Origin of the sequence: Streptosporangium sp. NPDC001681 (assembly GCF_040298085.1) — a bacterium.
Classification (GTDB): domain Bacteria; phylum Actinomycetota; class Actinomycetes; order Streptosporangiales; family Streptosporangiaceae; genus Streptosporangium.
The window spans coordinates 35,243-48,301 of the sequence record NZ_JBEOZN010000023.1 but is presented as its reverse complement, the minus strand read 5'-3'; the positions used below and the strand labels follow the sequence as shown (position 1 = coordinate 48,301).

Annotated in this window: 9 protein-coding genes; 8 read left to right on the top strand and 1 reads right to left on the bottom strand. The window is 71.3% G+C overall.

All coding sequences use genetic code 11. From position 1 onward, the window contains the following. Nucleotides 1-21 precede the first annotated feature (21 nt). Entirely contained in the window at nt 22-393 is a 372-nt protein-coding gene (locus tag ABT130_RS13635; RefSeq protein WP_350955517.1) for a hypothetical protein, read from the top strand. A gap of 176 nt (nt 394-569) precedes the next feature. Next, nucleotides 570-1,112, top strand: coding sequence for an EF-hand domain-containing protein (locus ABT130_RS13630; RefSeq protein WP_350915479.1), 543 nt, complete (start codon nt 570-572; stop codon nt 1,110-1,112). Nucleotides 1,113-1,197: 85 nt separating this feature from the next. Here the strand turns inward: ABT130_RS13630 and ABT130_RS13625 are convergent, their stop codons facing one another. Further along, nucleotides 1,198-2,418 carry a cytochrome P450 gene (locus ABT130_RS13625; RefSeq protein ID WP_350915477.1) on the bottom strand — a complete coding sequence of 407 codons (1,221 nt, stop codon included), beginning with the start codon at nt 2,416-2,418 and terminating at the stop codon, nt 1,198-1,200. Nucleotides 2,419-2,890: 472 nt separating this feature from the next. On the opposite strand from ABT130_RS13625, the gene ABT130_RS13620 reads away from it, so the two are divergent. From ABT130_RS13620 to ABT130_RS13595, 6 genes are read left to right on the top strand one after another with little or no spacing between them, the layout of a single operon-like run. Next, nucleotides 2,891-3,709 carry an SAM-dependent methyltransferase gene (locus tag ABT130_RS13620; protein ID WP_350955515.1) on the top strand — a complete coding sequence of 273 codons (819 nt, stop codon included), beginning with the start codon at nt 2,891-2,893 and terminating at the stop codon, nt 3,707-3,709. A gap of 1 nt (nt 3,710) precedes the next feature. After that, on the top strand, nt 3,711-4,595 hold the full coding sequence (locus ABT130_RS13615; protein WP_350915473.1) for an NAD(P)-dependent oxidoreductase: 885 nt from the start codon (nt 3,711-3,713) through the stop codon (nt 4,593-4,595). A gap of 8 nt (nt 4,596-4,603) precedes the next feature. After that, nucleotides 4,604-6,478: a non-ribosomal peptide synthetase gene (locus ABT130_RS13610; protein WP_350955513.1), complete on the top strand. Its 1,875-nt coding sequence runs from the start codon at nt 4,604-4,606 to the stop codon at nt 6,476-6,478. Beyond that, complete coding sequence (locus tag ABT130_RS13605; RefSeq protein WP_350955511.1) at nt 6,475-11,025, top strand: type I polyketide synthase; 4,551 nt, start codon at nt 6,475-6,477, stop codon at nt 11,023-11,025. Before ABT130_RS13610 ends, ABT130_RS13605 begins: the two co-directional genes overlap by 4 nt. Then, complete coding sequence (locus ABT130_RS13600) at nt 11,022-11,819, top strand: thioesterase II family protein (protein WP_350955509.1); 798 nt, start codon at nt 11,022-11,024, stop codon at nt 11,817-11,819. The genes ABT130_RS13605 and ABT130_RS13600 overlap by 4 nt, the downstream gene beginning before the upstream one ends. A gap of 5 nt (nt 11,820-11,824) precedes the next feature. After that, nucleotides 11,825-13,039: a cytochrome P450 gene (locus ABT130_RS13595; protein WP_350915465.1), complete on the top strand. Its 1,215-nt coding sequence runs from the start codon at nt 11,825-11,827 to the stop codon at nt 13,037-13,039. The last annotated feature ends 20 nt before the right edge of the window (nt 13,040-13,059 follow it).

The window sequence follows — 13,059 nt, the reverse complement described above, 5'->3', positions numbered from 1 at the left end:
GGGCCGGTTACGGTGGGAGGGGTGGATGAGAATCGGGCCAGGCGGGTGGTCGACGCGTTGCGTGACCGTGGCATCAACGCTCAACTGGCGAGAGGCGGCTACCAGTTCGGGGTCCGGGTCCTGCTGCCCGGTGGGCGTGAGGCGGACTGGGACACCGACGGTACGGCGGGGCTCGAAGCACTGGTGATGCGGAACGGGATGCTGGTCGGTTTCGTGCCGGTGATCGAGGGGTCCGAGGACTTCGACGAGGCCCAGGTCGTCGACGCCATCGCGCGGACCGACTACGATCAGCCCATCGCCAGGCAGCGCGCGGTGGCACCGCCGTCGGCCGAGCCCCTGCCCCGGGTGGGCGGTGTCTTCCGCCGGTTCCTCGACGGCTTCCGCTACCGGTGACGCCGGTTCCTCCCCCAACGGCTCTCGTTCGAGTGTGAATATCTCTGATTTTTCGTGAATAGTCCGGCTGGGCTTTTCCTGAAAGCTGTCAGAATTTCTCATTCTTTGGTTTTTTTGTTGCTCCGCTACGGGTATTTCGGTCACAGAAGTAGGCCGTCATATGAATGGAGCAAATAATGGCTATAGACGCTATTGCCCGCAAATCGGACCACTGGTTCAAGCTGGTCGACGTCAACGGCGACGGCAGGATCCAGCACAGCGACCTGCAGGCTCTGGCGGACAGGACCCTCAAGCACTTCGGCTACGAGAAGGGATCCGCCAAGGGGCGCCGCCTCACGGAGGCGTACGACCGGGCCTGGATGGCCATGGCCGAGGCCATGGACGCCGACAGGAACGAGGAGATCTCCAAGGAGGAGTTCCGCTCCTACATGGAGAACAACGCCAAGAAGGAGAACGCCGAGAAGCTCCTTCGCCCGGTGACCGATGCCGAGTTCGCGGCGGCCGACATCGACGACGACGGACTCCTGTCCCCATCCGAGTACGCGAAGCTGCTGCAGGCCTGGGGGCTGTCCAGCAGCGAGGCGGAGAAGGGGGCGGGCAATATCGACACCAACCGCGACGGCCAGATCAGCAGCGAGGAATACTTCAGGGCCTGCCGCGACTTCTTCGTCGGCGAGCTCACCTCACGTACCGGCCAGGTCTTCGGTCAGGTGAAATAGTCAGGATGACGAGGGTGGCGGTCGTGCGGTCGGCGACCGCCACCTTTTTCACGCGGTCCTTCTCCGGTGAGTGCCGGGCGCGGCGTCACCGGGTGACGGGCAGTGTCTCCACGCGGCGGATCAGCAGATCCGAGCGCCACGGCAGTTCGTCATCCGAGACGGCGAGGCGCATCGGCGGGCACTCCGACAGCGAGGAGATCGCGACCCCTATCAGCATGCGCACCAGGGGCGCCCCCATGCAGTGGTGCGTTCCGTACCCGAAGGACAGGTGCGGGTTGGAACCGCGGTGGAAGTCGAGCTCGCCGGGGTTGGCGAACACCGACGGATCGTGGTTGCCCGAGGGGAGGGCGGGTAGCACCTGCTCTCCCGCGCGCACCAGCGTTCCACCCACCTCCACGTCCTCGGTGGCGTAACGGGCGAAGGTGACGTGTGAGGGGAACGGCGCGTAGCGTATGAGTTCGTCGACGGCCGCCGGGATGAGCCCGGGATCCGCGCGCAGCTCCGCCAGCTTCCCGGGTGAGGTGAGCAGGAGATAGAAGGCGTTCGTCAGCTGTGTCGAGACGTTGTCGATCGCCAGCAGGATGTCGTTGACCAGTTCCTTGATCTCCGCCTCGGCGAGCCCCCCGTCCTCGGCGGGAGCGCCGTCGGGACCCTCCTCGTCCAGGGCGTGGGCGAGGACGCTGACGAGGTCGTCCCTCGGCTCCGCGCGCCGGGCGGCGATGAGCCGGTCGGTGTAGCGGGAGATCTCCTCGACCCTGGCCTCCACGACGTCGGCGGCCAGTGTGGTGCTGGCGAACCCCTCGAACCAGTTAAGGAAGATCGCGAGGTCCTGCTTGGGGATCCCGATCAGCGGACACAGCACCTCCACGACCAGTGGCTTGATGTAGTCGCCGACCAGATCGTACGGGGGAGGCGTGTCGGCGAACCCGGCCATGAGCGTAAGGGAACGCTGCTCGGCGATCGATCGGAGCAGGTGGATCCGCTCGGTGTTGAATCTGAGCCCGCTCGCCAGCACCCGGCGCAGCCGGGTCTGCTGCGGCGGGTCGGTGTTGAGGATGCTGTCCTGGAGCGGCAGGACGGTGAGGCGCGCCTCGTCGCCGCCGGTGGGGGGCGTCCGGACGAAACGGCGGTCGCGCAGCACCGAACGCATGTCGTGGTAGCGGGTCACCAGCCAGGCGTCGTCACCGTAGGGCGGGCGGACCCTGGTCAGCCCCGGCCGCTCGCGGCACCGCGTGTATTCGGAGTCGACGTCGAGACGGATGGGCTTACCGAAAGGGTAGTCGACGGGCTCGGGAATGATGTCCACGGTCTCTCCGGTGAATGACTCGGTTCGCTGGCCTGGGTTCAAGTCCGGAATCGGCCACCGCGCCGGACCTCGGCGCCGCCGTTGACGCCCATCAGCCTGAGTCGGTTATCCGTTTTGTGGGCAATGGTGCCGACAGTCGTTTGGTTCACCATCCGCGGAGGCGGTCCGGCTTCCGTAGCGGGATTACCCGTGAAGCGGGAAAGGCAAAACCAAGAAAGACAGATCCGATTTTCGGTGCCCTTTGTCGATAAATGGTTTTATGGCGAAAGGGGGGTGTACCGGTACCGACGTTCGTGGAAGTGTTGACCCGAATGGGTGGGAAACCGATATTCGAGGTCGTCGACTGTGTCGGCCCCCGCTGCTACTGTTTCGCTCGGCCGGGGAATTAATTCGATCGGCAATTTAAGATTATTGGTGCCGGTTCGGGAGGTTTCTCATTTCTGGTCTGGATGGTGAGGACTCCGAACTCCGGGTGGACGCGGGAAACGTCAGAACGGCTCCCTCGGAGATCGAGTCAACCTACAACGAGCTCGCCGCACTGGTGGGCGAGACGGCGGGACCCGACCGGCACTACGGCTTCTGGGCGGGGCCCGACGACGACACCACGATCTCCGAGGCCACGGAGCGGATGACCGACTTCGTGCTGGCCCGGCTGGACGTGGGCCCCGGCTCGCAGGTGCTGGACGTGGGCTGCGGCAACGGCCGTCCGGCGGTGCGCCTGGCCCGGACGTTCGGGGCGCGGGTCGTCGCGATCGACATCGACCGACAGGCACTGCGCAACGGGGCGGAGCACGCCGCGGCGCACGGGGTGGCGGAGATGGTGGACTTCCGGCGCGTCGACGCGCTGGACCTGCCGTTCGCCACCGCCTCGTTCGACGCGGTGCTGGCCTTCGAGGTCACCCCGCACTTCGACATCGCCGATCTCTACCGGAACATCGCCAGGGTCCTGCGCCCGCAGGGGCGCCTGGTGGTCGAGACGCCCTACCTGCGGGTTCCGATGACGGAGGAGATTCGCGGGCGCATCGGCCCCTATCTGGCCATGCTGAACGCCGTGTCGCTCGACGCGCCCGAGGACCACCTGTCGGCGGCGCGGGAGGCGGGGATGGCGGTCACCGAACTCGTCGACATCACGGAGAACGTGCGCGATTCCTTCCCCCGGCTCGTATGGGCGCTCCGGGAGCGGCTTGAGGCCAGGGCCGGCACCGAGCGGCTGCTCGACACCTTCGCGGCCTGGGCGGACGCCACCGAGGTCGGTGGAGTGGTCATGACCTTCAACAGGATGGAGCACTGACATGGCGGACATGACAGTCATCGGAACCGGCGTGATCGGTTCCGCGGTGGTGCGGGCCTGCGCCGACTCCGGCCTTGAGGTCTCGGTCTGGAACCGCACGCCCGAACGGTCGGAGAGGCTCGCGGGAAGGAACGTCCGCATCCACGAGAAGGCGGCCGCCGCGATCGAGGACTCCCCGATCGTGCTGTTCTGCCTGCTCAACTACGAGGTCACCCACCGGGTCCTGGACGGGGCCGCGGCCGATCTCTCCGGCAGGCTCGTCGTGCAGAACGCCAGCGGCGTCCCCGACGACGTCACCCCGCTGCGAGCGCGGGTCGAGGCCGCGGGAGGCAGATACCTGGAGGCGGCGATCCTCAACTACCCGGACGCCATCGGCACCGAGGACTGCTTCACCGTCTACGGCGGGGCGGCCGAGGACTTCAAGGAACTGGCGGGCGTGACCGAGGCGCTCTCCGGCAAGCAGGTGCGTCTGGGCTCCGATCCCGGTTACGCGAAGGCCTACCACGTCGTGTCCAGCGCCTTCTACTACGCGTTCGTCAACGGCTTCCTGGAATGCTCGGCCATCGCGGAGAGCCTGGGCGTCCCCCTCAACGACTTCGCCGAATCCGTGCCGCTCTACGACCCCGGTTTCCAGAACACGATCGGCGTCGGTCTCGGTCTCATCGCGCGCCGTGACTACACCTTCGAGCAGGCTCCGCTGACCTCGCACCTGGACGTCCTCGACAACCTGACCGGCATCGCGGAGCGGGCCGGGATCGACCAGTCCTACCTGGGCGTGATGCGTGAGCGCGTGCAGAGGGCGATGGACCAGGGCTACCGGCGCGAGCACGTGGCGGTGCTCACCGAACAGTTCCGCAGCCGCCGAGCGGCCGTCCATAACCGCTGAGGGGAAGCATGCACGGGTTTGAACCGGCCGGCGGCGCGGCCGGTGCCGACCATCTCTTCGAGAGATGGGCCGAGGTCGCGCCCGAGCGTGACGCTCTCGTCCACCCGGGCGGGCGGATGACGTACGCGGAGCTGCGCGAGCACGCCAGGGTCCTGGCCGGTGAGCTCGTGGCGGCGGGGGTGCGGGCGGGCGACACGGTGGGGGTGCTGATGGAGCGCTCCTTCCTGCTGCCCGCTGCGGTCCTGGCCATCTGGAAGGCTGGTGGCGCCTACGTGCCCCTGCCGCCGTCGCACCCGGTGGGACGGAACGAGCTGGTGCTGTCCGACACGGGCGCCCGGATCGTCGTCGCCGACCGGGACCCGGAGGAACTGCTGCCGGGACACGGCCTGCGCTCGGTACGGCCGGACCTCGGAAGGCCGGATCCCGCCACGGGATCGGCGAAGGGGGGCGCCGCACCGGCGACCCGGGCCGACAGCCTCGCCTACGTGCTCTACACCTCCGGATCGACCGGTACCCCCAAGGGCGTGCTGGTGGACCACGGCGGCGTGACCAACCTGGCGGAGGGGCTGCGGCTGCTCTTCGGCGACCTCGAAGGGGCCCGCGTCCTGCAGTTCGCGCCGTTCACGTTCGACGCCTGGGTCTGGGAGTTCGCGATGAGCCTGCTCAACGGCGCGACCCTGTGCGTCCCCGAGGCCGGGGTGCCGCTGTACGGCCGCGAGCTGAGCCGCGTCCTGTGCGAGCTGGACATCACCCACCTGTCCGGCGCCCCGTCGCTGCTGGCCACCCTGCCCGAGGACGTCCCGGTACCGGTCACCACCCTCACCTCGGGTGGCGAGGCGCTGCCGGAGTTCCTGGTGGAGCGGTGGGCGTCCAGGGTGCGCCTGTTCAACGCCTACGGTCCGACGGAGGCCACCGTGTCCGCGACGGCGGGGCGCTGCCGGCCGGGGGCGGGCAGGCCGTCCGTCGGACGCCCGCTGGCCGGGGTCGAGGTCCACATCCTCGACGCGGCGGGTGACCCGGTCGCGGAGGGGGAGACCGGCGAACTGTGCGTCGGAGGGCGCGGTGTGGCGCGGGGATATCTGAAGCGGCCCGACCTGACCCGCGAGAGGTTCGTCCCCGACAGGTTCGCGGGGCGCCCGGGCGCGCGCCTGTACCGTACCGGCGACCTCGCCCGGCGGCTGGCAGGGGGAGAGATCGACTTCGTGGGGCGGATCGACGAGCAGCTCAACGTCCGGGGATACCGGATCGAACCCGGCGAGGTCGAGGCGGCCCTGATGCGCCACCCGCGCGTCACCGGAGCGGCGGTGACCACCACCGGTGAGGAGACCGGAACCGCCAGGCTCACCGCGTACGCGCAGCTCTCGCGGGGGCCGGGGGTTCCCGCCGGCGAGTTGCGCGAGCTGCTCGCCGGTCAGCTCCCCCCGTACATGATCCCGTCGCTCTTCGTGACGCTGGACCGGCTCCCGCTGACCTCCCACGGCAAGGTCGACCGCGCGGCGCTGCCAAGCCCGGCGGGCGGCCGGCCGCGGCACGGCCACGCGCTGTCCTCGCGCCCGGGAGAGCGGGAGGTGGCCGAGATGGTGGGGCTGCTCCTGGGACTCGACGAGGTCGGCGCGGAGGAGAACTTCTTCGAGCTGGGCGGGACCTCGGTCGACCTCATCACCCTCCAGGCCGACATCCACGAACGCCGGGGGGTCCTGCTCCCCGTCGCCGACCTCATCGCGGCCCCCGACGTGCGGTCGCTCGCGGCACTTCTCGACACGCGCACCGGGGATCGTGACCGGTCCGGGCGAGACCTCGCGACGGCCGCGGCGAGCAGGAGGAACCTGCTCGCCGGAAGCCGGTCACTGGAGGAACGCCGCTGGAAAGGACGACAGAGTTGAAACCGACGAACGCGGACGGCGCCGACATCGCGGGCGTCGGCGTCTCGGGCGCCGACATCGCGGTCGTCGGCATCGCCTGCCGCTTTCCCGGCGCGCGCGACGTCGCCGAATACTGGCGCCTCATCGCCGAGGGCCGCCGGGGCATCTCCGAGCTCACCCCGGACGAGCTGCGGGAGGGCGGGGCGAGCGAGGCGCGCCTCGCCGATCCCGAGCTCGTTCCCGCCGGTGGCATCCTCTGGGACGCCGACCGGTTCGACGCCTCCTTCTTCGGCTACTCGGCGCGTGAGGCGGCCCTCATGGACCCGCAGCAACGCATGTTCCTCGAAGCCGCCTGGCATGCCCTGGACGACACCGGCCACGCGCCCGACCACTTCCCCGGCACCATCGGCGTCTACGCGGGGCAGACCCTCGGCACGCACCGGGACAGGGACCGCGGGGCCTTTCTCGGCACCTCCGCGGACCTCCTGGCGGCCGCCGACGACAAGGACTTCCTCTCCACCCGGGCCTCCTACAAGCTCGGCCTGACCGGGCCGAGCATCACCGTGCAGGCCGCCTGCTCCACTTCGCTCGTCGCGATCCACCTCGCCTGCCGGGCGCTCATCACCCACGACTGTGACATGGCCCTGGCCGGCGGGGTCTCCTGGACGCCGCTGCGCAGGCAGGGCTACCTGCACCAGGAGGGCGGCGTCTGGTCCGCCGACGGCCATGTCCGGTCCTTCGACCGGGACGCGTCGGGGTTCGTCCCCGCGGACGGCCTCGGGATCGTGGTGCTGCGCAGGCTCGGGGACGCCCTGGCCGACGGCGACCGCGTCTACGCGGTGGTCACCGGAAGCGCGGTCACCAACGACGGTTCGGACAAGCTCAGCTACGCGGCACCCGGCGTCCGCGGCCAGCAGGCCGCGGTGGAGGCCGCGCTCGCGGTCTCCGGCGTCGATCCGGACACCGTCGCCTACGTCGAGGCCCACGGAACGGCCACGGCGCTCGGAGACGCGGTGGAGGTCACCGCGCTGACCCGGGCCTACCGGGCGGCGGGGGCGACCGGGCGTGGATACTGCCGGCTGGGCTCGGTGAAATCGAACATCGGGCACACCGACGCGGCAGCCGGAGTGGCCGGTTTCATCAAGGCCGCGCTGATGGTCCGGCACGGCCGGATCCCGCCCAGCCCCGTCGTCTCACCGCACCCCAACCCTGAGATCGACTTCGAGACGAGCCCGTTCCGCCTCGCGGCGGCGGAGGAGGACTGGCCGCTCACGGATGTCCCCCGCCGGGCGGCCGTCAGCTCCTTCGGCATCGGCGGCACCAACGCCCACGTGATCCTTGAGGAGCCGCCGCCGCGCCCGCCCACCGCCCCGGCCCCTCCGTGGCAGCTCGTCGCGCTGTCCGCGCGTGACGAGACGGCCCTCGCCGAGATGGCCGGAGCCTGCGCGGACGCCCTCTGTGACGTCTCCGATCCCGAGTTCGCCGACCTCGCCCGTACCCTCGCGGTCGGCCGCCGCCATCTCCCCTTCCGCCATGCCGGAGTCTTCCGCGACCGCTCCCACGCCGTGGCGGAGCTGCGCGGGCGCGCGACCGGCGGAACCGCCCCCGCAGTCCGGGCGGGCAACGCCGACGTGGTGTTCATGTTCCCCGGTGGAGGAACGCGGTATCCCGGGATGGGGCGCGAGCTCTACCACGAGGAGCCGGTCTTCCGCGCGGCCGTGGACGAGTGCCTGGACCTGCTGCCGGACCGCTCCGCCGCCGGGCGGTTGGGTGCCCTGTGGGCGGACGGGCCCGGCGCGATGCCGGTCGCCGTCCCGGACGGGGAGAGCGACCCCTCCCTGGAGTTGCCCGCCGTGTTCGTCATGGAGATCGCGCTCGCCCGGCTCCTCATGTCCCAAGGGGTGATCCCCTCCCTGCTGATGGGGCACAGCCTCGGCGAGTACGCGGCGGCCTGCGTCGCGGGCGTCATGTCGCTGCGCGACGCCCTCGCCGTCGTGTCCAAACGCGGCGAGCTGCTGGCCTCGCTGCACGACGGGGCGATGCTGGCGGTTCCGGCCTCCGAGCGGGAGGTCGAGCCCTTCCTCGGAGAGGGAGTGTGCCTGTCGGTGGTCAACGGCCCGGCGTCCTGCGTGCTCGCCGGCCCCGCCGCCTACATCGCCGAGGTCAGGGAGCTGCTGGACCGGCGCGGGATCACCGGCCGCCTCCTGCCGCTCGGCACCGCCGCGCATTCGGCCCTGGTCGACCCCGTACTCGGGGAGTTTCGCGGCTTCCTCGCCGGGATCGCGCTGCGTGCCCCCTCGATGCGCCTGATCTCAGCTGTGACGGGGACCGACGACGCCGACTTCGCCGACCCCGAGTACTGGGTGACCCATCTGCGGGCGACGGTCAGGTTCGACGCCGCACTCGACCACGTCCTGGCCGACGGGCCGAAGATCCTCGTCGAGGTGGGTCCCGGCACGACGCTGAGCACGCCGGTCCGGGTACGGGCGGGCACGGACTCCGTGGTCGTCAACGTCACCCGCCACCCGATGGAGGAGCGGGCCGACAGGGAGGTCCTGCTCCGCGCGCTGGGCCGGTTGTGGGAGGCGGGCGTCGAGGTCGGCCTGCCCTCGCTCTGGCCGGAACGGCGGCTCCGGCTGCCCGCGGTGCCCTATCCCTTCGCGCCCACCGTCACCCGCCCGCCGGACCCGGTGCGCGCCACAGAGCCCGCCGCCTTTTCCGGTGCGGAACGCTCACCCGACGGCCTGTACGGGGTCACCTGGAGGAGGGCCGTGGAGGTGCCGGCGAATCCGGGGCCGGCGGTGCGGGAGCACCGCTGGATCCTGCTCTCCGACTCCTCCCCCCTCGCCGAGGCGATCATCGTGAAGCTGGCGGAGTACGGGGCCACCACGGTCGTCGTCACCCCGGGACGCGCGTTCCAGCGCGCGGCCCCGGACCGGATCACGATCGACCCCGGGTGCGGGGAGGACTACGAAAGGCTCCTGAAGACGGTGGAGGCCGACGCGGCCGGACCGCTGCGGATCGTCTGCCTCTGGGGAGCGCCGCCGCTCTCGCGGACCTGCCCGCCGCTGGGCCACGTCGTCGGCCTGGCCCGTGCCCTGAGCGGCCGGCCGCGGGCCGATCTCTCCCTGGTCACCAGGGGCGCCCTGGAGATCACCGGAGGCGAGCGGCTCGACCCGCGCGCGGCCCTCACGATCGGAGCCGCGGGGCCGCTCCGCCACGAGCTGGCCGACGCGCGCATCCGGCTCGTGGACCTGGATCCCGGTGACGGAAAGGAGCACGGAATCCGAGCCACGGAGCTCCTCGCCGAGCTCTGCCGCCCTTCCCGCGAGGATCCGGGCGGGGATCCGGGCGAGGACCCGATCGGCCTGCGGGCAGGACACCGCTGGCTGCGCCACTTCGAGCCGCTGCGGGTGACACCGGGGACGGGCCCCCGGATACGCCGGGGCGGGACCTATGTGATCACCGGGGGGACGAGCGGGATCGGGCTGCGGCTGGCCGGGCATCTCGCGGACACGTACTCGGCACGGCTCGTCCTGATCGGGCGCGGAGCATCCGGGGAGTTCCCGCCGCACGGGCCCGGAAGCCGGGAGGGCGAGGCGGTGACGGCTCTCCTCGCGGGCCGGGGAGACGAGGTCCTGGTGCGCGGCGCGGACGTCGCCGACGCCCGGCGCCTCGGGGAGGTTCTCGACGAGACACGGTCGCGGTTCGGCGAGATCCACGGAGTGATCCACGCCGCCGGTGTGCCGGGGGGCGGCATGGCGGAGTTCCTGACCGAGGACGACGTCGCCACCGCGTTGCGGGCCAAGACCGAGGGGACCTCCACCCTGGTCTCCGTCCTGCGGGAGGTCGGCGCGCTTCCCGACTTCGTCGCGCTGTTCTCCTCGCTGGCCTCGTTCTCCGGGGTTCCCGGGCTCACCTGCTACGGGGCGGCCAACGCCTTCCTCGACACGTTCGCCCTCTGCGCGCGGCGTGACGGCCTGCCGGTGCTGTCGATCAACTGGGACCGCTGGAACGGGGTGGGAATGGCCCGTGACATGGAACGGCGCCACCGTGAGCTCACCGGTGAGGGGCTGAGCGGCGGGTTGAGCCCCGAGGAGGGAGTCGAGGCCTTCGAGAGGTGCCTGGCGGCCCTTCCCCTGGGACAGGTGGTCGTCTCCGCCCAGCCGCCGGGGAGCGCGGGGCAGGCCGCGCGGCGCCCCGGCGTGCCCGCCGCCCGGTCACGTCCTCCTCGCCCGCGCCACCCCGCCGCGCCACCCGCCGGCGGCACCGACGAGTGGAGCCCTCGCGAGCTGGAGCTGCTGGCCGTCTGGCAGGACGTGCTCGGTGTCGACACGATCGGGAGGCGCGACGACTTCTTCCTCCTGGGCGGGCACTCGCTGAGCGCGCTGCAGGTGGTCCAGCGCTGCAAGGAGCGATTCGGGGTTCAGCTTCCGGTCAAGGCACTGTTCGTCGCTCCGACGATCGAGGGCCTGGCGAAGGCACTCGCCGTGACGTGGGCGGACGGCGAGGGAGAGACCGGGGCGGGCGGTCCGCGCCCGGTTCTCGAAAGGAGTGATCTTTCATGACCGAGACGATCCCGGCCGATCAGTGCATGTGGCTGCGCCGGCGGCAGGTGCTCGCCGAGCCTCGGCTGCGGCTGGTCTGCTTTCCCCACGCCGGGGGGTCGCCGAGTTTCTACCGGGGATGGCAGGACCACCTGCCCGAGGACGTCGAGCTGTCCGCCGTGTGCTACCCGGGCAGGCAGAACCGCATCAACGAGCGGCCGATCGACCGGATGGAGCCCCTCGTCGACCATGTCTGCCGGGTGCTCCTCCCCCTGGCCGACCGCCCGCTCGCCCTGTTCGGGCACAGCATGGGCGCCGTGGTCGCGTACGAGGTCGCGGTCAGGCTCGCCGGGGAGCACGGGATCTCCCCGGCGTCGCTGCTGGTGTCCGCGCACGCGGCGCCGCACCTGTGCGCGAGCGGCGCGCGGCGGATTCCCATCGGTGACGAGCAACTCGCCGAGCAGGCCGCGGCCGCGGACCCGGCGCTGCTGCGCTTCCCCGAGCTGATGGACCTGGCGATGATCGCGTTGCGGGCGGACCACGACCTGCTGCACGCCTACCGGCCCGCCGCCATCCCGAGGATCGCCGCTCCGATCACCGCCTACCTGGGGACGGACGACCGGCGCGTGAGCCATGACGAGATGCGCGCCTGGAACCGCGTCGCGGCCGCGGGGTTCGAGCTGCTGACCTTTCCCGGGGACCACTTCTATCCGGTGGACGCGGAGGCGGCACTCGTCACCGACATCGTGACCCGCCTCGGCGACATCGGTGTGCGGCACCGCGACGACCCGCTCTCCCCCTCCCCGCACGGGTGACCGCCGTGATCGACGACGGCCCGCCGGTGCCGCTCTTCGTCCGCCGCTCCAGCGTCTGCCCCCTCGACCCGGCCGAGGAGTTCGCCCGGTTGCGGGCCGAGGAGCCGGTGGTCCGGGTCACCCTCTCGACCGGGGCGAGCGCGTGGATGGTCACCCGCTACGCCGACGCCCGCCGCGTGGTCGCGGACCAGTGGCGATTCAGCTCCAGGGCGGCGGTCGACGGCCCGATCCCGCCGCCGGAGCCTCCGGGAGGGTTCCCGCCGCCGCGCCCCGGCTTCTTCTCGACGTACGCTCCCCGCGAGCACGCGCGCCTCCGGCGGATGCTCAACGCGGAGTTCGGGGCCCGTCGGCTGCGGGCGCTGCGCCCGCGCGTCGAGGCCGTGGCCGACGAGCGGATGGCGGCGATGTGCCGTTCCGGGCCTGGCGCCGACCTGATCGCGGACTTCGCGCTCCCGGTCCCGGCACGGATCTTCCTCGAACTCCTCGGGATCCCCGAGCCCGACCGGGAGGGGCTGCGGCGCAATGCCGACGTCCTCCTCGACTTCACCCCGAGGCCGCTGGAGCAGGCGGTCGCCTTCGCCGAGCTGGACACCTACCTGAGCGCGTTCGTCTCCCGGTGCCGCCGCGATCCCGGCGACGGCGACGGCCTTGTCGGCAGGCTGATCTCGTCGTACGGCGCGGATCTCTCCGACGCCGAGCTGGCCGGGATCGCCGCCCAGTTGCTGCTCGCGGGGTACGCGACGACGGCCGGCACGATCGGGCTGGGAGCCCTGCTCCTGCTGCGCCACCCCGGCCAGGCCGCGGCGCTGCGCGCCGGTTCGGCCGACGTGGACCGCGCGGTCGAGGAGATGCTCCGCCATCTGTCGGTGGTCTCCTTCGGCAAGGTCTTCACCGCCGAGGAGGACGTCACGGTCGGCGGCCAGGAGATCCGGGCGGGGGAGTACGTCCTGTGCTCCCTGCCGTCGGCCAACCGTGACGCCGTCCTGGGGCCCGACGCCGACCGGTTCGACATCACCCGCGAGCCGCTGCCCCACCTCGCCTTCGGGCACGGCGCTCGTTACTGCCTGGGCGCCGAGCTGGCCAGGCTGGAACTACGGGTCTGCGTCCCCCGCCTGCTGAACCGCTTCCCCGGCCTGCGGCTGGACGTCCCGTTCGAGGAGCTCCGGTTCACCCCGATGAACGCGGCCTACAGCCTCGAATCACTGCCGGTGTCCTGGTAGCCGGATCAGCATACGGAGGA